The organism is Arthrobacter sp. Dra40 (assembly GCF_059091905.1).
The window spans coordinates 40,046-60,308 of record NZ_JBNHHB010000010.1; the positions used below are offsets into that span (position 1 = coordinate 40,046).

The 20,263-nt window shown below is 67.8% G+C and carries 20 protein-coding genes and 1 tRNA gene; 10 read left to right on the forward strand and 11 right to left on the reverse strand.

The window, feature by feature from the left end:
- Positions 1-92: 92 nt before the first annotated feature.
- Positions 93-1,250: a site-2 protease family protein gene (locus AC5RWT_RS07350; protein WP_494043792.1), complete on the reverse strand. Its 1,158-nt coding sequence runs from the start codon at positions 1,248-1,250 to the stop codon at positions 93-95.
- Positions 1,247-1,975: an HAD family hydrolase gene (locus AC5RWT_RS07355; RefSeq protein WP_494079732.1), complete on the reverse strand. Its 729-nt coding sequence runs from the start codon at positions 1,973-1,975 to the stop codon at positions 1,247-1,249. The genes AC5RWT_RS07350 and AC5RWT_RS07355 overlap by 4 nt, the downstream gene beginning before the upstream one ends.
- 186 nt (positions 1,976-2,161) lie before the next feature.
- Here AC5RWT_RS07355 and AC5RWT_RS07360 point away from each other — a divergent pair, with 186 nt between their 5' ends.
- Positions 2,162-3,022 carry a PAC2 family protein gene (locus AC5RWT_RS07360; protein WP_494079777.1) on the forward strand — a complete coding sequence of 287 codons (861 nt, stop codon included), beginning with the start codon at positions 2,162-2,164 and terminating at the stop codon, positions 3,020-3,022.
- A 111-nt stretch (positions 3,023-3,133) separates the two neighbouring features.
- Here the strand turns inward: AC5RWT_RS07360 and mshC are convergent, their stop codons facing one another.
- Together mshC and AC5RWT_RS07370 are read right to left on the reverse strand one after the other, a co-directional pair.
- On the reverse strand, positions 3,134-4,396 hold the full coding sequence (gene mshC / locus AC5RWT_RS07365; RefSeq protein WP_494079733.1) for a cysteine--1-D-myo-inosityl 2-amino-2-deoxy-alpha-D-glucopyranoside ligase: 1,263 nt from the start codon (positions 4,394-4,396) through the stop codon (positions 3,134-3,136).
- 111 nt (positions 4,397-4,507) lie between these two features.
- Positions 4,508-5,332 carry an undecaprenyl-diphosphate phosphatase gene (locus AC5RWT_RS07370; protein ID WP_494043795.1) on the reverse strand — a complete coding sequence of 275 codons (825 nt, stop codon included), beginning with the start codon at positions 5,330-5,332 and terminating at the stop codon, positions 4,508-4,510.
- A gap of 174 nt (positions 5,333-5,506) precedes the next feature.
- Between AC5RWT_RS07370 and AC5RWT_RS07375 the strand changes: the two genes are divergently transcribed.
- Positions 5,507-6,442 carry an aldo/keto reductase gene (locus tag AC5RWT_RS07375; protein ID WP_494079734.1) on the forward strand — a complete coding sequence of 312 codons (936 nt, stop codon included), beginning with the start codon at positions 5,507-5,509 and terminating at the stop codon, positions 6,440-6,442.
- A gap of 43 nt (positions 6,443-6,485) precedes the next feature.
- Here the strand turns inward: AC5RWT_RS07375 and AC5RWT_RS07380 are convergent, their stop codons facing one another.
- Complete coding sequence (locus AC5RWT_RS07380; RefSeq protein WP_136786747.1) at positions 6,486-6,764, reverse strand: hypothetical protein; 279 nt, start codon at positions 6,762-6,764, stop codon at positions 6,486-6,488.
- 52 nt (positions 6,765-6,816) lie between these two features.
- Here AC5RWT_RS07380 and AC5RWT_RS07385 point away from each other — a divergent pair, with 52 nt between their 5' ends.
- Entirely contained in the window at positions 6,817-7,050 is a 234-nt protein-coding gene (locus AC5RWT_RS07385) for a DUF5703 family protein (protein WP_494043797.1), read from the forward strand.
- A 41-nt stretch (positions 7,051-7,091) separates the two neighbouring features.
- On the opposite strand, the gene AC5RWT_RS07390 is transcribed toward AC5RWT_RS07385, so the two are convergent.
- Positions 7,092-8,249 (reverse strand): acyl-CoA dehydrogenase family protein, encoded by a 1,158-nt coding sequence (locus AC5RWT_RS07390; RefSeq protein ID WP_494043798.1) that lies wholly within the window; start codon positions 8,247-8,249, stop codon positions 7,092-7,094.
- A gap of 62 nt (positions 8,250-8,311) precedes the next feature.
- The gene (locus tag AC5RWT_RS07395) at positions 8,312-9,616 is read right to left on the reverse strand and encodes a M20/M25/M40 family metallo-hydrolase (RefSeq protein WP_494043799.1); all 1,305 of its coding nucleotides are present in this window, start codon (positions 9,614-9,616) and stop codon (positions 8,312-8,314) included.
- Between the two features lie 240 nt (positions 9,617-9,856).
- On the opposite strand from AC5RWT_RS07395, the gene AC5RWT_RS07400 reads away from it, so the two are divergent.
- Positions 9,857-9,940, forward strand: a tRNA-Leu gene (locus tag AC5RWT_RS07400).
- A gap of 74 nt (positions 9,941-10,014) precedes the next feature.
- Here the strand turns inward: AC5RWT_RS07400 and AC5RWT_RS07405 are convergent.
- Together AC5RWT_RS07405 and AC5RWT_RS07410 are read right to left on the reverse strand one after the other, a co-directional pair.
- Complete coding sequence (locus tag AC5RWT_RS07405; RefSeq protein ID WP_494043800.1) at positions 10,015-10,644, reverse strand: DNA alkylation repair protein; 630 nt, start codon at positions 10,642-10,644, stop codon at positions 10,015-10,017.
- A 122-nt stretch (positions 10,645-10,766) separates the two neighbouring features.
- Positions 10,767-12,554, reverse strand: coding sequence for a thiamine pyrophosphate-requiring protein (locus AC5RWT_RS07410; RefSeq protein ID WP_494079735.1), 1,788 nt, complete (start codon positions 12,552-12,554; stop codon positions 10,767-10,769).
- 105 nt (positions 12,555-12,659) lie between these two features.
- Between AC5RWT_RS07410 and AC5RWT_RS07415 the strand changes: the two genes are divergently transcribed.
- On the forward strand, positions 12,660-13,211 hold the full coding sequence (locus tag AC5RWT_RS07415; RefSeq protein WP_494043802.1) for a flavin reductase family protein: 552 nt from the start codon (positions 12,660-12,662) through the stop codon (positions 13,209-13,211).
- Between the two features lie 30 nt (positions 13,212-13,241).
- Here AC5RWT_RS07415 and AC5RWT_RS07420 read toward each other — a convergent pair whose 3' ends face one another.
- On the reverse strand, positions 13,242-13,748 hold the full coding sequence (locus tag AC5RWT_RS07420) for a hypothetical protein (protein WP_494079736.1): 507 nt from the start codon (positions 13,746-13,748) through the stop codon (positions 13,242-13,244).
- A gap of 130 nt (positions 13,749-13,878) precedes the next feature.
- On the opposite strand from AC5RWT_RS07420, the gene AC5RWT_RS07425 reads away from it, so the two are divergent.
- From AC5RWT_RS07425 to AC5RWT_RS07445, 5 genes are all read left to right on the forward strand, one after another.
- A complete protein-coding gene (locus AC5RWT_RS07425; RefSeq protein WP_494079737.1) occupies positions 13,879-15,054 on the forward strand; it encodes a type III polyketide synthase in 1,176 nt (391 codons plus the stop codon).
- A gap of 15 nt (positions 15,055-15,069) precedes the next feature.
- Positions 15,070-15,795, forward strand: coding sequence for a class I SAM-dependent methyltransferase (locus AC5RWT_RS07430; RefSeq protein WP_494079738.1), 726 nt, complete (start codon positions 15,070-15,072; stop codon positions 15,793-15,795).
- Entirely contained in the window at positions 15,788-17,074 is a 1,287-nt protein-coding gene (locus tag AC5RWT_RS07435) for an FAD-dependent oxidoreductase (protein ID WP_494079739.1), read from the forward strand. The genes AC5RWT_RS07430 and AC5RWT_RS07435 overlap by 8 nt, the downstream gene beginning before the upstream one ends.
- A 122-nt stretch (positions 17,075-17,196) precedes the next feature.
- Entirely contained in the window at positions 17,197-18,429 is a 1,233-nt protein-coding gene (gene mshA, locus AC5RWT_RS07440; RefSeq protein ID WP_494043807.1) for a D-inositol-3-phosphate glycosyltransferase, read from the forward strand.
- Positions 18,430-18,458: 29 nt separating this feature from the next.
- Entirely contained in the window at positions 18,459-19,010 is a 552-nt protein-coding gene (locus AC5RWT_RS07445) for a GNAT family N-acetyltransferase (RefSeq protein WP_494079740.1), read from the forward strand.
- Here AC5RWT_RS07445 and kynU read toward each other — a convergent pair.
- Entirely contained in the window at positions 18,982-20,211 is a 1,230-nt protein-coding gene (kynU, locus tag AC5RWT_RS07450) for a kynureninase (RefSeq protein ID WP_494079741.1), read from the reverse strand. The two genes, AC5RWT_RS07445 and kynU, sit on opposite strands and share 29 nt — an antisense overlap.
- Positions 20,212-20,263 lie beyond the last annotated feature (52 nt).

Consider the following 20,263-nt stretch of genomic DNA (forward strand, 5'->3'; position numbering starts at 1 on the left):
GTTGTTGCGGTGCCGCGGCGGTGCCAACCGCCGGGTTTTGTCGATTGTATTCCGACCGACAGCTCAGCTGCCTGCGCGGACGGTGGGGAAGGTCAGAGCCGGCCCGGCTTGCCGGTGATGGCGCGGACCACGGTGCTTTGCTGCAGCACCCCGGTGACGCGGCCGCCGCCGTCGATCACCGCGTACTCACTGCCGGCCAACCGGGCCAGATACTGCACCAATTCCTGGCCAGCGGCCACTTCCGGGACGTACGCTCCCGGTGCCAACGCCCGGGAGACGGCTGCCGCCGGGGTCTGTGCGGCGGCCGACGGCGGTACTTGGCTCAGCGCACCGCGGTCCACCACAGCTTCCGGCTGGCCGGTGGCGGCGGTGAGCACCACGCTGAGCTCCGGTTCCCGCTCCAGCAGCTGCTGAACCTGGGCAACCATGGCGGTGGCTGGCAGCGAGGTCGCCGGAAGTTTGAGCTGCCCTGCGCTGACGGACGGCAGGCGCAGCCGCATCCGGGCGTGCCCGATGGCCGAGCTGGCTCCCATCCAGAGGAAGCCGCAGACCAGCACCATGAGCACCACCATTTGCAGGTCGGGCGTTCCGCCCCGCAGCAACGGAATGCCGATGACACCGATCACCAGCAGCACAACGATGACGCGGCCGGCCCAGCCTGCCGCCACGGTGCCCTTTTCCTGGCTACCGGTCGCTTTCCAGACCGCGGTCTCCACCAGCCGCCCGCCGTCCAGGGGCAGGCCCGGCAGGATATTGAAAACCGCCACCAAGAAGTTCGCCAAGATGAAAATATCGGTCAGCAGGAACGGAATCGGCTCGCCGCGGAACAGCGGGAGGACCAGCGAACCGAGGCCGGCCAGCGCAAAGTTGGCTACCGGACCGGACAACGCCACCATCAGCGACTTGCCCGGTGTGGCGTTGAAATTGTCGAACTGGGTGTGGCCGCCCCAGAGATTGAGCACGATCTTGGCCGTTGGCCAGTGGAAGGCCCGGGCCGTCAGGGCGTGGGCGAGCTCGTGGACCAGCACGGAGAACAGCAGCAGCAGCGCATAGCCGAAGGCCACCCCGTAGGCGCCGACGCCGATTTCCGGCATCAACCGCTGAACCTGGGGCCCGAAGATCAGCACGATGAAAGCGGCGATGACGAACCAGGACCAGGCGAGCACCACCGGCACGCCGAACATCCGGCCCAGCGGAATCCCTTCGCTGCGTTGTTTTTGCTCCGGCGGCCGGGGTGTCTGCGTGCTCATACTCCTGCTTCCTGGGACGCAGGCACTAAGAGCCGCTCCAAGTCCATAACGCCCTTGCCGGCCAGGCTGTCCCATTGCGGACGCCCAAGTGCCTGCGGAACCGGCACCACGTTCGGAATGGCCACCGTCACCAGACCGGCGGCTTCGGCCGCGGCAACTCCGGGAACGGAGTCTTCCAGCGCCACGACGTACCGCTTGTCTGCGCCCGGCAGACGGCCGCTGAGCCAGTCAAAAGCACGTTGGTAAGGCTCCGGGTGCGGCTTACCTTGGCCGACCATGTCGCCGGTGACCAGGTACTGGAAGCTGCCCTCGGGCAGCGCACGCACCACTTCGGTGGCCAATTTCGTCTCGCTCATGGTCACCAACACGGTGGGGATGCGCGCCTCCAACAGCTCAGCGAGCAGTTCGCGGGCCCCGGGACGCCACGGGATGCTGTGGCGGACTCGTGCGGTCACGGCGTCGATCAGCTGGTCGATGATGTCGCGGATGCTGAGGTCGACGCCTGCCTGCTGCAGCACCGCGGCCGATGTCTCCAGCGCATTGCCCACCAGTTTCAGGCCCAGCTCGTCACTCCATACGCCACCGAACGAGGCGACGAGTTCCGATTCGGCTTCGATCCAATACGGTTCGGTATCGACGAGTGTTCCGTCCATATCCCAGAACACCGCCTGCAGGTCTGGCTGAAGTGCGCCGGGCGCAGCGGCGGAAGGGTCAAGTGCGGGCATGGCACCAGTCTACGGGCCCCGCCGGCCCCGCTGCGGCCGCGCCTGGGCAGCGGAATCCAGCCGCTCTGCTTTGCGCGAATCGCAAAGGGGCTCACTGACAAGCCGTGTCCGGAGGATTAGGGTGAAACCGTGAGTACTCAGGACAGTGGCGATCTGCCCACGGACGGCCCCGCCGAGAAGCACGGCCTGCATCTGCTGTTCCCGCAGGCCAAGGCCGGCGAGGCACCGCGGCGCTATACCGTGATGTTGGCTGCCTTCGAAGGCTGGAACGATGCCGGCGAAGCCGCAACGGATGCCGTCAAGTACCTCAGCCGGCTGTGGGAGAGCCACAAGGTGGCCACCGTTGACCCCGATCTTTACTACGATTTTCAGTTCACCAGACCGGTTGTCCACCGCACCGGTTCCGGCGAACGCCGGATCAAATGGCCGACGACGAAGCTCACCCGCAGCAGCGTTCCCGACGCCCCGCTGGACATCATTTTTGTCCACGGCGTGGAGCCGTCCTACCGCTGGCGTGCCTACACCGCCGAACTCTTGGCCCACGCCGAGGAGTTGGGGGTGGATTGCATCATTCTGGTGGGCGCGCTGCTGGCCGACGTCCCGCACTCGCGGCCCATCCCCGTGACGGTGACCAGCGACGACGACGACGTGCGGCGCGCCTTGAACACCGAAACCAGCCAGTACGAAGGCCCCACCGGAATTGTCGGTGTGCTCGCCGATGTTGCCTCGCTTGCCGGGATCCCGACCATGTCCGTCTGGGCTGCGGTGCCGCACTATGTAGGCCAGTCGCCCTCCCCCAAGGCGGAGCTGGCGCTGCTGCACCGGCTCGAAGACATCCTTCAGGTGCCGCTGGAAGTATCCGTCCTCAGCGAAGAAGCCGAAGCGTGGGAACGCGGCGTCGACGAACTGGCCACCGAGGACCCCGAAGTCGCCGCCTACGTGCGGCAGCTTGAGGAGGCCAAGGATACGGCCGAACTGCCGGAGGCCACCGGCGAATCCATCGCCCGCGAATTCGAGCGCTACCTCAAGAAGCGCCGCAAAGAATAAGCGGAAAGAAACAACGGGCGGCCGGAGGCCGGAACAGCTATGCCGCGCATCGCCGAGCGAGGAACGAGCGAGGTGCCTAAGCGGCGTTCTGTTCTGGCGCAGGCCGCGAGTTTAGAGCCGGATGCCTAGCAGTGCGTCGAGCAGGGCGGCGAACTGTTCGGCGCCGTCCTGCGGCTGGCCGTTGGCCTGCTCGCGGGAGTGCTCGGCGAAGCCGTCGACCTCGGCCAGTGCGGCGGGGGCATTGAGGTCGTTGGACAGCGCGCGTCGCACCTGCTGCGCGAGTTCGGGAACCTGGTCCGCCTGCACAAAGGCGGCGGCACCGCGCCAGGCAGCCAGCCGCGCCTGGGCCTTGTGCAGCAGTTCCTCAGTCCAGAACCAGTCGCTGCGGTAATGCTGGCCCAACAGGACCGTGCGAATGGCGGCAGGCTCCACGCCGTCCTCGCGTAGCGCCGAAACAAGCACCAAGTTGCCCTTGGACTTGCTCATCTTTTCGCCGTCGAGGCCCACCATGCCGGCGTGCACGAAATGCTTGGCCAGCGGCTTGCCCGCCATGGCGTAGGCGTGGCCGGCGCTCATTTCGTGGTGCGGGAAGCTCAGGTCGGAGCCGCCGGCCTGGACATCGAAGGTTTCCGGCAGGAACTTGCGGGCAATCACCGAACACTCGATATGCCAGCCGGGCCGGCCGTCGCCCAGGGAGGCACCCGGCCACTCGGGCTCACCGTCGCGGGCCACGCGCCACAACAGCGCATCCAGCGGGTGCTTCTTGCCCTGGCGTTCCGGGTCTCCACCGCGCTCGGCAAAGAGCGGCAGCATTTCCTCTTCGGTCAGGCGGGAGGTCGCGCCGTTGTGCCAGCCAGGCCCGGACGCAGCAACGGAGTCGAAGTAGACATCGCCGTCGGGCTCGCCGTCGGCGCCGGGTACCCGATAGGCCAGGCCACGGGCCAGCAGGTCCTCCACCGCCGGAACAATCCACTCGATGGATTCCACGGCACCCACATACTGCTCGGGCGGGATGACGTTGAGCTCTTCCATGTCCGTGCGGAACAGCTCCGTCTGGTCCTTCGCCAGAATCTGCCAGTCCATCCCGGTGGCGTTGGCCCGTTCCAGCAGCGGATCGTCGATGTCCGTCACGTTCTGAACGTAGTTCACGGTGCGGCCGGCATCGCGCCAATAACGGTTGAGCAGGTCGAACGCCACGTACGTGGCGGCGTGGCCCATATGGGTGGCATCGTACGGGGTGATGCCGCAGACGTAGAGGCTTCCGGTGGAGGAGGGTTCAAGCGCTACCAGCGACCCCACGGAGGTGTCGTGGATGGTCAGTTCGTCTTTGCCACCCGGAATTTCGGGTACGGCATGGGCATTCCAACCAAGCACTCTTGAGTTTCCTTCCAATGAGGTGGACCGGCCGCAGGGGCGCGGTCCCGCCGTCGTACATTAAAGCTCCTAACGTTTAAGGACGCAGGAGCCGGATAAATTCCCGCTCTGTCAGGCGTTGATGATCCCGAAGCCCAGCAGCACGAATAACAGTGTGCCCAGGCCGATCCGGTACCAGACAAACAGGCGGTAGCTGCGGGTGGACACGTACTTCAGGAACCAGCCGATGATGACGAAACCCACGCCGAACGCGACCAGCGTGGCCAGCGCGGTCTCGCCGAGGCCGTACGGCCCGGGTTCGCCGAAGCTCTTGGCCAACTGGTACAGGCCGGAGGCAAAGACCGCCGGAATGGCCAGCAGGAATGAATAGCGGGCCGCCGCACCGCGCGTGTAGCCCATCAGCAGGCCGGCGGTGATGGTGCCGCCGGAGCGCGAGACGCCCGGCATCAGGGCCAGCGCCTGGGCCAAGCCGTACAGGATTCCGTGTTTGTAGGTTAGTTTGTCCAGCGTGCGCGTGTGCCGGCCGATGGAGTCCGCGATGGCCAGGAACACGCCGAAGACAATCAACATGGTGGCCACAATCCACAGGCTCCGGAAGGTGGATTCGATCTGGTCCTGAAACAGCAGCCCGAGCACGCCGATGGGGATCGAGCCGATGATGACCAGCCAGCCCATCCGGGCGTCCGGATCATTGCGCGGCACCTTGCCGGTCAGCGAACCGAACCAGGCCTTGACGATGTTGACGATATCGCGCCAGAAATAGACGACCACGGCGGTTTCGGTGCCCAGCTGGGTGATGGCGGTGAAAGCAGCCCCTGGATCGGCGGCACCGGGCAGGAACTCGCCCACGATGCGCAGGTGTGCGCTGGACGAGATCGGGAGGAACTCGGTCAGGCCCTGCACGAGGCCCAAGAGGATTGCTTCTAGCCAATTCACACACTAGACCCTATGGCACGCGGGCCCCGGAAACGGAACCAGACACAGTCCCCCGGACGAAGTTCCGCCCGCGGTATGAGCACGGGCGGCGCTGCCCCGGGCAGGCGGGATCGGGGGCGCGGCGTCGGCGGGCCGCTGCCAAGGGCACGGCGCCGCAGGCCATAAGCTGGCTCTATGGAGCACAAGCGCTTGGGTACCAGCGGGCTGAAGGTCCCGCAGCTGTCGCTGGGAACGATGACCTGGGGCGAGGAGACGGACGAGGAGAACGCCGGTGCCATGCTGCGCGCCTATCTCGAGGCCGGCGGCACACTGCTGGACACCGCCGCGCCCTACGCCGAGGGCCGCAGCGAGGCGATGCTCGGCGCGTTCCTGGGCGAACTGGTCCCACGGCAGGAAGTGCTGGTGGTCTCCAAGGCCGGCGTGACCCGCAGCGAGGGCCGGCGCGAGGTGGACACTTCCCGCGGCGCCATGCTGCGCAGCCTGGACGCCAGCCTGGCGCGGCTGGGCACCGACTATTTGGATCTGTGGCTGGTCCACCTCTGGGACGATGCCTCGGCTCCGCTGGAAGAAACCCTGTCAGCGCTCGAACACGCCGTCTCCTCCGGCCGTGTGCGCTACGTGGGGGTGTCCAACTATTCCGGCTGGCAGCTGGCGCGGGCGGTCTCGGTCAGCCCGGTTCCGCTGGTCGCGGTGCAGAACGAGTACTCGCTGCTGCAGCGCCGGCCGGAACATGAAGTGGTTCCGGCGGCCACCGCGCTGGGCCCTGGCTTGATGGCGTGGTCGCCGCTGGGACGCGGCGTCTTGACCGGTAAATACCGCACCGGCACACCGGCCGATTCACGGGCCGCCTCCGAGCAGCATGCGGGTTTCGTGGAGCCGTACCTGTCCGGTCGGCCGGCCAGGATTGTGGATGCGCTGGCTACGGCGGCCCGTGGCCTGGACGTCCGGCCGCTGGACCTGGCCCTGAACTGGGTGCTGCAGCGGCCCGCAGTCGGCACCGCCGTGGTGGGACCGCGAACGCCCGCACAGCTGGACGAGATCCTCAAGGCTCCGCTGGATGCTTTGCCTGCCGAGATCGCCCAGGTGCTGGACGAGATTTCCGCGCCCTGATCTGGACGCGCTGAGCAGGCGCCCTGATCTTGGCGCGCCGGTCCTACTTTTCTTCGATTTCCAGATCGTCGTCGAACGGGTCCACTACGTCGTCCGGGTCGTCCATGTCCTCGTCATCTGACTCGTCGTAAATGACCAGCGGCGTCACTTCGCCGTAAGCATCGTAGAGCGCGTCCTCATACGTCTCGAAGGATTCCATAATGGACGAAAAGGCTGCCTCCACGGCAGGATCGTCTTCACCCCGGCGGCTCGAAGCGGCGGCCAGATGTTCCTGCAGCGCGGAAACCAGGGACTCCAGTGCGACACGCGGATCAATGCTCATGATGTAGACGTTAGCCGCAATGTGGAGAATAAGTGAATAGAACAGGAGGGCAATGAGAGAACAATTTCTGGGTGCCGCTGTCACCCGCGAACGCGACTACGCCCGGGAGTACGAATACCTGGTCCTCACTGTCAGCAAAGGCGAATCCGTCGGGGAAGCACGCCGGGTGCTGACCGACCACGCCGAGTACGGCAAGTGGGATCTGGTGCGCACCCGCCTGTATCTGGGCGGCGGGCGCAAGTACTGGCTGCGCCGCCGGGTGCTCAGGGTCGAACGCACCGCCTGAACCCCGCCAGGCGGTGCGCCGCACTGCGTGAGCCGTCCGGTTCAGTCGTCCAACGGCCCCAACCAGGCCGTGGCGATGGTGCTGTGCGCCGACTCGTCGTCCGAGGGGTGGTACAGCCCGGCCAACACGTCGCGGTACAGCCGCTCGAGTTCCCGGCCGCGGAAGTATCCCCCGCCGCCGGAGACGCGGACTGCGTTCTCCACCACGTCCTTGGCGGTTTCGGTGGCCCTGATTTTGATGCCGGCCAGCTTGGCGAACCAGAGCTTGCCGTGGTCGGCCAGCGTGTCCACGTCGCGGGCGATGGACGCCAGCTGCGGGTACAGCCCGTCCATCGCTAGGGCGGCATCGGCCACCCGCCAGCGGATGTCCGGATCCTGCGCGTAACTCTTGCCCGTTTTCAAGGAACGACGGCGGTGCACGGCTTCCACTGCCAGGTCCAGGGCGCGGGTGCCGATGCCCGCATACACGGAGGAAAGCAGGATTTCGAAGCACGCGAAGATGCCGAAGATCAGCGCATCCGGGTTGGGGCCCACCGGCAGCTTCCGGAAGATCCGGTCCGGCGCCGCAACCGCGCCTTCCAGCACGGTGGTGTTGGACTGGCTGGCGCGCATTCCCAGCGTGTTCCAGTCGTCCTTGATCCGGTAGCCCGGCTTGTCGCGGTCGATGAACGCCCACACCAGTTGCGGTTCCACGCCGGAGTCGTCTCGGCCGAAGATGCCCAGCCGGGTCCAGGCCGGAGACAAACTGGTGAAGACCTTCGTCCCGGTGAATTCATAGCTGCCGTCTTCGCGGGGCGCCGCCACCGTGCGCGAGTCGAACAGGACCTGGTCGTTGCCGGCTTCGGACACTCCGAAGCCGAAGACTTCGCCGCGGCCGGCCTCGGCCAGGACATAGTCCAGGCTGTTGTCGCCGCGGGCTTGAAGCACGCGGGCAACGCCGGTCCACACCAGGTGCATGTTGACCGCCAACGCCGTGGCCGGAGCCGCGCCGGCCAGCCGCATCTGCGCCCTGACCGCCTCCTCCAACGAGTAGCCCAGCCCCCCGTCTTTTTCCGGCACGAACATTTTCAGGTAGCCGGCCTCGACCAGATCGGCGAAGTCCTCGTGGAAAAAGCTGTTCGCCTCGTCGTAGCCTGCGGCCCGTCCACGGATGGTTTCCAGCAGGGCGTCCGGGAGCAGTTCTTCAACACTGGCAGGCATGCCGGCGGTCCTTTCGTCGTTCGCACACAGAGTCGTCGTACACAGAGTCGTTCGTCCAGAGATCAGTAGGTGGTGAGCAGCCGCTGCAGCACGCGGGTGCCAAACTTCAGCGATTCCACCGGCACCCGTTCGTCCACCCCGTGGAACATGCCGGTGAAGTCCAGCTCTTCCGGCAGCCGCAGCGGTGCAAAGCCGTAGCCGGTGATGCCCAGCCGGGCCAACGACTTATTGTCGGTGCCGCCGGAAAGCGTGTACGGAAGCACCACCGCGTCCGGATCCTCATGCTTGAGCGAGTCCACCATCGCGTCCACCAGGTTCCCGGCAAACGGTACTTCCAGGGACCTGTCCTGGTGCACGTAGCTCACGTCCACGTCCGGACCCGCGAGCTCGCGGATGGTGGCCAGCACCAACTCTTCCTGGCCGGGCAGCGTCCTGGCGTCGATCCGCGCCTCGGCCAGGCCGGGAATCACGTTCTCCTTGTATCCGGCCTTGAGCACGGTGGGATTCGAGGTGTTCTGCAAGGTGGCGCCCACAAAGCGGGCCACTGTCCCCAGCTCCTTGAGCAGGATCTCAGGGTTATCGGGGTCAAACTCGACGCCGGTCAGCTCGGTGACGCCGTCCAGGAACTGCCGGGTGGTATCCGTCAATTCGATGGGCCACTGGTGTGATCCAATCCTCGCCACGGCGGCGGCCAGCGTCGTGACCGCATTGTCGGTGTTGATCTGCGAACCGTGGCCTGCGCGGCCGGCGACGGCCAGCCGGAGCCAGGCGATCCCCTTTTCCGCGGTCTGCAGCAGATAGGCCCGCCGGCCGCCAATCATGGCCGAGAAACCGCCCACTTCCGAGATCGCCTCGGTGGCCCCGTCGAAAAGCTCCGGACGGTTCTCCACCGCCCAGCGCGCCCCGTAGGTGCCGCCGGCCTCTTCATCGGCGAAGAATGCGAAGATGATGTCGCGGCGGGGCTGGATGCCGCTGCGGGACATATGCCTCGCAACCGAGAGGATCATCGCGTCCATGTCCTTCATGTCCACGGCTCCCCGGCCCCAGATCAGACCGTCCCGCTCCTCCCCACTGAACGGGTCCACCTGCCAGTCGGCGGCCTGCGCCGGCACCACGTCAAGGTGTCCGTGCACCACCAGCGCAGGGGCCGAGGGGTCCGAGCCGGCCATCCGCGTCACGACGGAAGCCCGGCGGGGCGCGGACTCGAACACCTCGGTGGCCAGCCCGGCTTCTTCCAGCAGGCCCGCCGTATACTCGGCGGCCTCCCTCTCCCCCGGGCCCTCATTGCCGCCATAGTTGGAGGTGTCGAACCGGATCAGTTCCTGGCAGATCCGGACCACTTCATCGTGCGGGTTCGGTGCGGTCATGAAGGCTCCCTCGAAGTCGATGTCTGTCCCCAGCCTATCCAGCAGAGGCGTCGGAGGCAGCAGCAGCGCCGAGTGGCGCCTCCGCAGCATCCACGCCGGGTGCGCTGCGAGCGGCCGACACGGCGGGCAGGCGGCGGCCCGATTCAACAGTTCCGGCAAAACATGTTAGAGTTTTTCTCGCTGCTTTCGACGGAATCAGTGCGCCCGAGGGCTCCTGATCATCGTTCGAAAACTCCACCTGCGCGGGTGGCGGAATGGTAGACGCGCTAGCTTGAGGTGCTAGTCCTCTTATTGAGGGTGAGGGTTCGAGTCCCTTCCTGCGCACAGAGAAAGCCCCGGAATCTCCGGGGCTTTTTTGTGTCCTCTGCACTCCAGCAGTACGCGGCGGAGTGCGGCGGCTAGAGGGACGGCACCCGCACGGGGTCGATTTTTGCCAACTCGCTGCGCAGCACGGCGACCGCCTCCCGGACAATGTCACTGTCATCCTTCGCCGCGGCAGCACGTGTCCGGCGCACCACCCCGTCCGCGTCAATGCTGGCGGCACGCACTGCCCGCAGCGGAGCGAGGATGGCAGCCCGGCGCAGCCAGGGATCCGGCTCCCGTGCCCAGCGATTGAGGATTGACTCGGCCCGCGCGCGGGACTGGTCCGTCAGCCCGTTGATGAGAGGGCCCACGACGTCGATAGCGAGCGGATCCACCAACGCAGCCGTGTGCGCATCGCGCAGAAAACCTTCAATCCGGGTCAGGTCGGAGTGCCGCAAGAGGCGCTGGTTGGACTGCAGCAGCACCACGGCAGCAAGGCGCAGTTCGAAAACCGGTCGCGTCCACAACTCGGAACTGAGTGCCGTGACCTGATCGTGCGAGAGGGGCCGAAACTTCCGGCCGGCGTCGCGGACCGTGCCCCGCACCGCGCCGATGGACGCGCCGTAGTACCGCAGGCCATCGCCCGGATCCCTCTCCGCTAGCGCCCGTTCCTCCGTGGCCTCCCGCTGCAGGGTGAAGTCGATGAACTCCGCCGCCTCACTCATCTGAAGATTCTTTCGTTCACCGCCGTTGCTGTCGAGTCAGCGGTGACCGGCCCGCTGGGTCGGTGCCGGCCGCCTGTGCTCCCGGCGGGAGCCGGGTCCCCGCCAGGCGCCCTGTCCTACCCCTAGTGCCCGTCGGCTGACTCTTCCTGCTCGGTGTAGGTGCGCAGGAGGTGCTTGGCGCCGTCGGCCGCCGGGCCCTCCTGCTCCAGCGCCTGCGCCATGGTGTCTGCCTTGTCCCGGCCGGCAGGGAACGGCGGGAGCAGCGGAACATCGGGATCGGTGACCACTTCGATCAGATAGGGCCGGTCTGCCGCCAGGGCCTCGTCCCAGGCGGCACCGAGCTGCTCAGGATCCTCGACCCGTTTCCCCTGCAGCCCCAGCAGGCGCGCATATCCCGCATAGTCGAAATCGGGCAACGCTTGGCTGTCTGCGAAGCGCGGTTCGGCCTCCATCTCGCGCTGTTCCCAGGTCACTTCGGCCAGTTCCCGATTGTTCAGGACGCAGACGGCGAAGCGCGGGTCCAGCCACTGCTTCCAGAGCCGGCTGACGGTGATCAGTTCGGCCAGGCCGCTCATCTGCATCGCCCCGTCGCCGCTAAGCACAACGACGGGCCGCTCCGGTGCCGCAAGTTTGGCGGCTATGCCGTAGGGCAGCGAACAGCCCATGCTCGCCAAGGTACTGGACAAGTGGGCCTGGGCACCGGGCGGCAGTCGAAGCTGCCGGGCATACCAGTAGACGGAACTGCCCACGTCGACGGCGAGCCAGCCGTCGTCCGGAAACTTTGCGCTGAGCTCAAAGGCCACCCGCTCCGGGTTGACCGGCCGCGCCGGTGTCATCGCCCGCTTCCGCGACAGTTCACGCGACTGCCGTACCCAGCCTTCCACCTGCTCCCGCCACGGGCTGGACGGGCGGTCCGCCAGCAGCGGCAGCAGCGCCTCCAGGGTGGTGGCGGCATCGCCGGTGAGCGCGGCCTCGACCGGGTAGCGGTTGCCGATGGCGCCGGAATCGTTGTCGATCTGCACTGCCCGGGCGGCCCCGGGCGGCGGATAAAACTCCGTCCACGGGTCGTTGGAGCCAACAATCAGCAGCGTGTCGCAGTTCCCGAGCAGCTGGCCGCTGGCACCGGTGCCAAGGTGGCCCATGGTCCCGGCCGCGAAGGGCAGCGACTCATCCACATAGGGTTTGCCCAGCAGGCTGGTGGTGATGCCGGCGCCGAGTTTCTCTGCAACTGCCACCACCTGCTCGCCGGCGTCGCGGGCGCCTTGCCCCACCAACAGGGCCACCCGTTGCCCGGCATTGAGCAGGTCGGCGGCAGCGCGAAGGTCCTCGGGGCGCGGGACCACGTATCCCGGGCGCCACACCGGCGCGGTGGCCACCACGCCGTGGGTGTGCTCGAGTTCGGGAACCGGCTCCTTCTGGATATCGTGAGGAATGATCACGACGGCGGGGCCGCGGCCCGCCAAGGCGGCCTTGAAGGCCCGGTCGAAGACCAGCGGCACCTGCTCCGCGCTGCTGACCTGCTGCCGGAAGAGGGCAACGTCCTTGGTGAGGGTGGACAGGTCCACTTCCTGCATGTACCCCGAACCGAGCACGGTGCGGGCCTGTTGTCCCACGATGGCCACGACCGGGACGCTGTCCAACGCGGCGTCGTAGAGTCCGTTGAGCAGGTGGACTGCCCCGGGTCCCTGCGTGGAGGTGACCACTCCCACCCCGCCCGTGTACTTGGCGTGGCCCACCGCCATGAAGGCGGCGTTCTCCTCATGCCTGGCCTGCACGAATTCCACCGTTCCGGCCCGCCGCAGTGCACCCATAAAGGTGTTGATGCCGTCCCCGCTGTAACCGAAGATGCGGGGCACCTGCCAGGCTTGGAGCCGTTCCACCATGAGGTCTGCGACCAGCCGCTGGGCCATCTGTGCTCCACTCGTTATGATCAGGGTGCTTACTTTCTATCATCGGTTGATGACGTTATGAACCCCCGGTCCATGGCACAGGGGCCCGCGTGCAAAGATGGCGGCATGGAACTGGACGGAGAGCTGGCCGGCCATCGGCTTCGGCCGGACGCACCGGACCAGCGGGACATCGACTTGTACCGCAACTTGAGTGCGGACTTCGCTGCAGGCGTCGCGGTGGTCTCCACGCGGTGGCGGAACCGGGACTACGCGGCAACCGTCAGCGGCTACCTCTCCGTCTCCTACGACCCGCCCACCATGCTGGTCAGCCTCTTCGAGGAGTCCAGAATCTGCGACGCGGTGGCGAGCTCCGGGACGTGGGCGCTGAGCCTGCTGGCAACCCATCACCAAGGCACCGCGAACTGGCTGGCGAGCCCCGGCAACCCGGTAGAAGGCCTGCTCAACCAGGTTCCATACCGGCGCGGCCCGGTCACCGGCGCTGCCGTGATCGGCGGAGCGCCGGCATGGTTCGAATTGAAGACCACCGCCGTGCATCCGGCGGCGACCCATTTACTGATCGTCGGCGAGGTGCTGGCCATGGGCCGCGACGCTCCCGGTGCGGAGAGCGCCGATCCGTTGATCCACTTCGCCTCCTCCTACCACCGTCTCGGCGGGTAGCACGGCGGCGCCCAGGTCTGGTTAGCGACGCTAAGGCAGCGGCGGCGGCTCGGAAAAGCGCCCCTCCCAGACCGCCCGCGATCCTGACTCACCCGTGAGCACCACCGCCACCGTGGCACCGGCGCACACCGCCAGCACGACGACGACCAGCACCGCCGCGATGATGCGGTACCCGGCGCCGAGCTTGCGCCGCCAGGAGGCCGCCGCCGTCGTTCCATAGCGGAACCAGAGCCACAGGCCCAGCGCCGCGATGAACAGGCCGATCACCCAGGGCAGCATCATGTCGCCCAAGCGCATGTGCTCCATCGCCTGCGGCGTCTGGTCGATCCGCAGGAACAACCAGTGCCCTGCCTGCTGGGAGACCGGCACCATGACCAAAGCCAACAGCGCAATCAGCGGGGTGACGATCCCCAACCGGCGCCGGGCCGCCGGCCAGACCAGGCTGAGCACAATGCACAGCGCGGTGAGTGGAATGAACACCACCGTGGCGTGGACCAAGAGCACGTGCAGCGGCAGCGCATTGACTTCGTAGTCCATCGGATTCCGCTCCTTAGGCTCCGGGCAGGGCCCTTATCCGGTAAGACGCGCGCGCCGGTGATGCGGTTCAGCCGGGTCTCCGGGGCGGCGGTCCATTGTTTTCCCCGGCCGGCTGCCCTAAGAATGGACTATGACGGTCACGCTGAGGTCCTTGGAAACCGCTGTTCCGGAGACGGTCCTGATCCAGTCCGAGGCGCGTGATGTGTTTGCCGCGCAGCCCGGGCTGACGCGTCTGGGGCGGCGGCTGGTGACCACCTCGTTCGACCAGTCCGGCATCGACACGCGGCACGCGGCCGTCGACGAACTCACCACGGCAAAGCGGGCCGAGAATCCGGTGTTCTTCGACGCCGGTTCCCGGGAGCTGCTCTCCCCCAGCACCAAGGTCCGCAACGACATTTTCGCGGCCAAGGCCACCCCGCTGTTCATAGAAGCCGCTGGCAAGGCGCTGGCCGCGTGTGAGGGGATCGGCCCGGCGGACATCACGCACCTGATCACCGTCTCCTGCACCGGATTCTTCAATCCCGGCCCGGACTACAAGGTGGTCCGGGCCCTCGGACTCAATCCGGGCGTGCAGCGCTACCATCTGGGCTTCATGGGCTGCTACGCCGCCTTCCCGGCGCTCCGCGCAGCCAAGTCGTTCTGCGACGCCGATCCGCAAGCCGTCGTCATGGTGGTGGCGGCGGAACTGTGCACGCTGCATGTGCGCACGTCCAACGACCCGGACACGATTGTTGGCTCCTCTCTGTTCGCGGACGGGGCGGCAGCCGCGGTCATTACCGCACGCGATCTGGACGAGACCGGACCGGCCATCCGGCTGGACCACTTTGAAACCATCCTCACCCCGGTGGGCGAAGAGTCCATGGCCTGGAACATCGGCGACGAAGGCTTCGAGATGGTCCTCGGCACCTATGTTCCGCACATCATCGACGAACATATCGTCGGCGCCCTGGAGCCGCTGCTGGCCCGTGAACCGGCGCTCGCGGCCAAACCGTACCGCGACATCGAGCACTGGGCGATCCACCCGGGCGGACGGAGCATCCTGGACAAGGTGGAGGTTAAGCTCGCGCTGACCGAGGAACAACTGGTGCCGGCCCGCGAAACGCTGCGGCGCTACGGGAATATGTCCAGCGCCACGGTGATGTTCGTGCTCAAGCACATTCTGGAGCTACCGCCGGGCGCCGCCGAGGAAAGGATCTGCTCCATGGCCTTCGGCCCGGGTCTGACGGTGGAAACCGGCCTGTTCACCAAGACCGTTCCGGCCGTGACGCTGCAGGCCCAAAGTACCGCCGCCGCAGCCGCGGTCTAGCCGGAGCGGACCGCCGTGGCCCCGCACTCTCCGGCGTACAGCAGGTCAACCTTCCTCGCCACGCGCGCCACCGACGCGGTGGAGGAAATGGACAAACCTGACTGTGATCCCGCCATGCTCCGGCGTACCTATGCCCAGTTTCCGCTGATCAACCGGGCGGTTTCGGGTTGGCACGGCATCTACAGGCGGCTGCTCCGGCCGCGCCTGGCCGCCATCGAGCATCCCACCTTGCTGGATATTGGCTCCGGCGGCGGCGACGTGCCGCGGATGCTCGCGCGTTGGGCGGCCCGCGACGGCCTGGGGTTGCGGATCACTGCCATCGATCCCGACCCCCGCGCGCACGAGTTCGCCATCTCGCGGCCGCTGCTGCCGGGACTGGAGTTCCGGCAGGCCTTCAGCGCGGAGCTGGTCGCCGAAGGGCGTCGTTTCGACGCGGTGGTGTCCAACCACCTGCTGCACCACCTGACCGCCGCGGAGCTGACGGGCCTGTTGGAGGACTCGCGGCAGTTGACGCGTTCGCTCGCGGTGCACAGCGACATCATCCGCAGCCGCCCGGCGTATGTACTGTTCGCCGCCGGGACGCTGCCGTTCTTCCACCGTTCTTTGATCCGCCGCGACGGCCTGACCTCCATCCGCCGCAGCTACACGCCGGCGGAGCTTCGCGCCGCGGTGCCGGCGGATTGGCAGGTGGTACGGGACTCCCGATTCCGCCAGCTGCTGGTCCGTGGGACCGATGGCTGAGCTGCTCTCCCCGAGGCGCCGGACCAGCACCCCTCGGGCCTCGGAGAAGCTGCACGATGTCGCCGTCGTGGGCGGCGGCCCGGTGGGGCTGTTCATGGCCCTCCTCCTGGCCCGGCGCGGACTGGACGTGGCGGTGCTGGAGCGGCGGACGGCGCGCAGCACACATTCCCGCGCGATCGGGATCCATCCGCCGGCCTTGGCCGTGCTCGACGACGCGGGCGTGGGCCCCGCGCTGCTGGCGGCAGGAGTCCGCATCCGTCGGGGCACGGCCCGCAGCCGCGGCCGCGAGGTCGCATCGCTGTCCTTCGACGCGGTCCCGGGCCGGCATCCCTACGTGCTGGCCGTGCCGCAGGTAGTCACCGAACAACTGCTGGAGGAACAGCTGGAAGCGCTGCGTCCGGGTGCCCTGCAGCGCGGCGTGCAGGTGCACCGCGCGGACGACGACGGGGCGACCGTCACGCTGTCCTGCCGCGTGGGCGCGGGGCCGGGATCCGGAACGTACGCGGGCGCAGGGCCGCGCCGGGCGGAGGATCCTGATCCTGCAGCGGACCTGGACAGGGAACCTTCAGCGGGCCCTGATATGTCCACGGTCCGCGCCCGGCTGGTCGTCGCTGCCGACGGCGCGTATTCGGCCCTGCGCCGGCAATGCGGCGTCGCGGTGCGTACGCGGACCTATCCGGATGCCTACCTGATGGGGGATTTCGCCGACACCACCTCGGACGGCAGCACCGCCGTGCTCTATTTGGAGGCCGGCGGAATCGTCGAATCCTTTCCGCTGCCCGGCGGCACCCGTCGCTGGGTGGCCCGGATGCCGGGCGTGGTCAGCCATCCCACGGCCGCCGGCCTGGCTTCCCTGATCGCCCGGCGCACCGGCGTCCGGCCGGAACCGGACAGTTGCTCCATGCTCAGCGCCTTCTCGGTCAGTTCCAGGATGCCGCGCCGCTTGGTCGCGGGCCGTCTTGCGCTGATCGGTGATGCGGCACACCAAATCAGCCCGATCGGCGGGCAGGGCATGAACCTGGGCTGGCTGGACGCGGCCGCCTTGGCCCCGATCGTGGCCGCGGCGCTGCGGGGCGAGCCGACGGCGGCGGCGCTGCGGCAGTACGAGGCGGACCGGCTGCGGGCTGCAGCCACCGCCACCTGGCAAGCGCATCTGAACATGGCGTTGGGACGGCCGCTGCCAGCGGCAGTGCTCGCCGCCCGCAATCATGTGTTCCGCGCGCTGACCCACATACCCGGGGCCCACGACGCGGTCGCCAACCGCTTCACCATGCACTGACTTGTCATCGAGCGGCTGCCCCGTGTCGGGACGGCTAAAGTTGCTGCTAGACAAAATCGGCAGCAGGTCGGTTATCCACGGCTGGAGACGTACCGGCCGGGCACACGGCACGGAGGTGGAGCATGGTCGGCGCGGACCGCATCGCCGTGCTGTCGTTGCACACCTCGCCGCTGGCCCGGCCCGGCGGAGGCGATGCCGGCGGCATGAACGTTTACGTCCGGGCGCTGGCGAGGGAACAAGCGGCGCTGGGCACCGCCGTCGACGTTTTCACCCGCTCCCAACATGACGGGCAGGAACCGGTGGAGCATCCGCGGGCGGGCGTGCGCGTGATCCATCTGGACGGGGCGCCGGCCGACACCGTGGCGAAGGAAGCGGTGCCGCAGCGGCTGGCCGCGCTGGAGGCCTCGCTGCGCCAGTTCGCCCAGCGCGACGGCGCCAGGTATGACGTGCTGCACTCGCACTATTGGCTCTCGGGTGCGGTGGGACTGCGCCTGCAGCAGGACTGGCAGATTCCGCTGGTGCATTCGATGCACACGATGGGGCTGGTCAAGAATCTGCACCTGCAGCCCGGCGAGGCACCGGAGCCGGAAACCCGGGTCCGCGGCGAACAAGCCATTGCCTCCGGGGCGGGCCGGCTGATCGCCAACACGCTGACGGAGGCGTGCGAGTTGGCCGACCTCTACGGCGCCGACTTGGGGACGGTGGACGTGATCCCGCCCGGCGTGGACCTGCGGACTTTTCGGCCGGAGGGCCGGCAGCAGGACCGGGCGGCAGCCGGACTAGGGCCGGAGACCTTCCACTTGGTCTTCGCCGGCCGGATCCAGGCGCTCAAGGGGCCGCAAGTGCTGCTGGCCGCGGCGGCGGAACTTCGCCGGCAACGGCCGGACATCCGGCTGCAGATATCCATCACCGGCGAGGCCAGCGGGGCCGCCGAGCTGGACCTGCCTGCGCTGGCCACCCAGCTGGGGCTGGACGACATCGTGGCGCTCTCGCCGCCCGTGGAGCCAGCCGAACTGGCGGCCACCTTCCGCAGCGCCGACGTGGTGGCGGTTCCGTCCTTCAGCGAATCGTTCGGGCTTGTGGCGCTGGAGGCGCAGGCATGCGGGACCCCTGTGGTTGCCACCAACGTGGGCGGTCTGCCGGTGGCGGTCAGCCACGGTCTCACCGGCTTGCTGGTGGACGGACACGATCCGGCTCGGTGGGCCGGTGCGCTGCGCGAACTGCACGACTATCCGGAGTTCCGCCGACGGCTGGGCGTCAACGCGGCCGTGCACGCCTCCTCCTTCGGCTGGGAGCAGACCGCTGCGCTGACGGCACACAGCTACCAGCTGGCGGTGGACCACTTCCGCCGGTGACGGCCTGCTGGCACCGCTAAGATTCATGGGTGCCAACTCCCGATTACCGCGTCCGCCGCGCCACCGGCGATGATGTTCCCGCAACCCTGGACATGAAGCTGGCTGCGTGGCGGGAAACCTACGCCGCGCTGCGTCCCGCATCCTTCTTTGCCGCCGAGGCCGCGCGTCGGAAGCAGCAGATCGACTGGTGGGCACGCGGCTTGGCGGCAGGAGCGGAACTGTGGATTGCAGAGGACACTTCCGGCCGGATAGTGGGCTGTGCCGGCGCCGGCCCCGCCCAGGACGACGACGGCGACGTCGGCCTGCCGTACGAACTGCAGATGCTCTACGTGTTGGCGCAGGCCTACGGTACCGGGTTAGGACTGCGGCTGCTGGAGGCTGCCATCGGCAGCGAGCCGGCGCTGCTGTGGGTTCTCGAGGACAATCCCCGCGCCCAAGCGTTCTACCGCAAGCATGGGTTCGCTCCGGACGGCCGCCGTGAACCATTGACCGACCTCTGGGCCGGCCTGCACGAGATCCGTATGGTCCGTAGGGCGAGCCAGCCCGCTCCAGTTAGGCGCGTTCCAGCTCGGCGCGGATAGCCGCGATGCCGCGCCGGACTTCCTCGAAGCTGGTGGACAGCGGCGAGAGTCCCAGCCGGATGCCGTCCGGTTCGCGGAAGTCCGGGATCACGCCCTGTTCCCAGAGCCGGGCCGTCACGTGTTTGAAGGCCGGATGGTCTATGGTGACGTGTCCACCGCGTTCTGCCGGATCCAGCGGCGAAGCGATTGCGACGCCGAAGTTGGCCAACGTCGCCTGCACGGCTTCGATGGCGAATTCGGTCAGGGCGACGGACTTGTCCCGGACGGCGGCCAGGCCGGCCTCGTCGATCAGCGCGATCATGTCCTGAATCGCGGTCATCCCGAGGATCGGTGGGGTCCCGGAGGCGAACCGGCGGATGCCGCCGGCAGGTTGGTAGCCCTGGCCCATCTCGAAGGGTTCCGAACTGCCCAGCCAGCCCTGGATCGGCTGTTGGAAGTGCTGGTGCTCTGTCCTCACGTAGGCCCAGGCGGGCGCGCCCGGGCCGCCGTTCAGGTACTTGTAGCTGCAGCCTGCGGCCAGGTCCACGCCCCACGCATCCAGTTCCACGGGCAGCACCCCGGCGGAATGGCACAGATCCCACAAAACCAGGGCACCGGCGTCGTGCGCCGCGGTGGTGATGGCAGGAATGTCCGCAATGTAGCCGGAGCGGTACGCCACATGGCTGAGCAAGACCAGCGCCGTGTCCGGCCCGACGGCGGCGCGCACGGCTGCCGCCGTGACTCCCCCGCCGTGGGGCGGTTCGAGCCAGTCCAGCTCCAGGCCGCATTCGGCGGCAATGCCCTCCACGATGAAGCGGTCGGACGGAAAATTGTCCCGGTCCACCAGGATGCGCCGCCGGCCGGGGCGTGCCGCGATCGCGGCACGGGCCAACTTGTAGAGCAGCACGGTGGTGGAATCGGCCACCACGCACTGGCCCGGAGCGGCGCCCAGCACCACCCGGCCCAATTCGTCGCCGATCCGCTCGGGCAGCGCCAGCCAGCCCTCGTCCCAGGCCCGGATCAGCCGTCCGCCCCACTGCTGCAGCATCACGTCACGGACCCGGTCCACGCTGGCGGCCAGCGGCCGACCCAGCGAATTGCCGTCCAGGTAGGCGGTGATGGACTCATCGTCGTGGCCCACAAAACGTTTACGGTATTCGGCCAGCGGATCGGCGGCATCGAGCGTCCGGGCGCGGTCGGCAAACTGAGCATCGGTGGTCATAGGGCCAGCATAAGGGCGGCGGTGGCGGCCGGAACGAAAGCCGACACGGTGC

Excerpts from the sequence above, each read along its gene's own strand:
- AC5RWT_RS07375 (WP_494079734.1), top strand. The coding sequence starts at position 5,507 with ATGGAGCACAAGCGCTTGGGTACCAGCGGGCTGAAGGTCCCGCAGCTG.
- AC5RWT_RS07415 (WP_494043802.1), top strand. The coding sequence starts at position 12,660 with ATGGAACTGGACGGAGAGCTGGCCGGCCATCGGCTTCGGCCGGACGCA.
- AC5RWT_RS07435 (WP_494079739.1), top strand. The coding sequence starts at position 15,788 with ATGGCTGAGCTGCTCTCCCCGAGGCGCCGGACCAGCACCCCTCGGGCC.
- AC5RWT_RS07405 (WP_494043800.1), bottom strand. The coding sequence starts at position 10,644 with ATGAGTGAGGCGGCGGAGTTCATCGACTTCACCCTGCAGCGGGAGGCC.
- AC5RWT_RS07355 (WP_494079732.1), bottom strand. The coding sequence starts at position 1,975 with ATGCCCGCACTTGACCCTTCCGCCGCTGCGCCCGGCGCACTTCAGCCA.
- AC5RWT_RS07410 (WP_494079735.1), bottom strand. The coding sequence starts at position 12,554 with ATGGCCCAGCGGCTGGTCGCAGACCTCATGGTGGAACGGCTCCAAGCC.
- AC5RWT_RS07350 (WP_494043792.1), bottom strand. The coding sequence starts at position 1,250 with ATGAGCACGCAGACACCCCGGCCGCCGGAGCAAAAACAACGCAGCGAA.
- AC5RWT_RS07390 (WP_494043798.1), bottom strand. The coding sequence starts at position 8,249 with ATGCCTGCCAGTGTTGAAGAACTGCTCCCGGACGCCCTGCTGGAAACC.
- AC5RWT_RS07385 (WP_494043797.1), top strand. The coding sequence starts at position 6,817 with ATGAGAGAACAATTTCTGGGTGCCGCTGTCACCCGCGAACGCGACTAC.
- AC5RWT_RS07380 (WP_136786747.1), bottom strand. The coding sequence starts at position 6,764 with ATGAGCATTGATCCGCGTGTCGCACTGGAGTCCCTGGTTTCCGCGCTG.
- kynU (WP_494079741.1), bottom strand. The coding sequence starts at position 20,211 with ATGACCACCGATGCTCAGTTTGCCGACCGCGCCCGGACGCTCGATGCC.
- AC5RWT_RS07395 (WP_494043799.1), bottom strand. The coding sequence starts at position 9,616 with ATGACCGCACCGAACCCGCACGATGAAGTGGTCCGGATCTGCCAGGAA.
- mshA (WP_494043807.1), top strand. The coding sequence starts at position 17,197 with ATGGTCGGCGCGGACCGCATCGCCGTGCTGTCGTTGCACACCTCGCCG.
- AC5RWT_RS07420 (WP_494079736.1), bottom strand. The coding sequence starts at position 13,748 with ATGGACTACGAAGTCAATGCGCTGCCGCTGCACGTGCTCTTGGTCCAC.
- AC5RWT_RS07425 (WP_494079737.1), top strand. The coding sequence starts at position 13,879 with ATGACGGTCACGCTGAGGTCCTTGGAAACCGCTGTTCCGGAGACGGTC.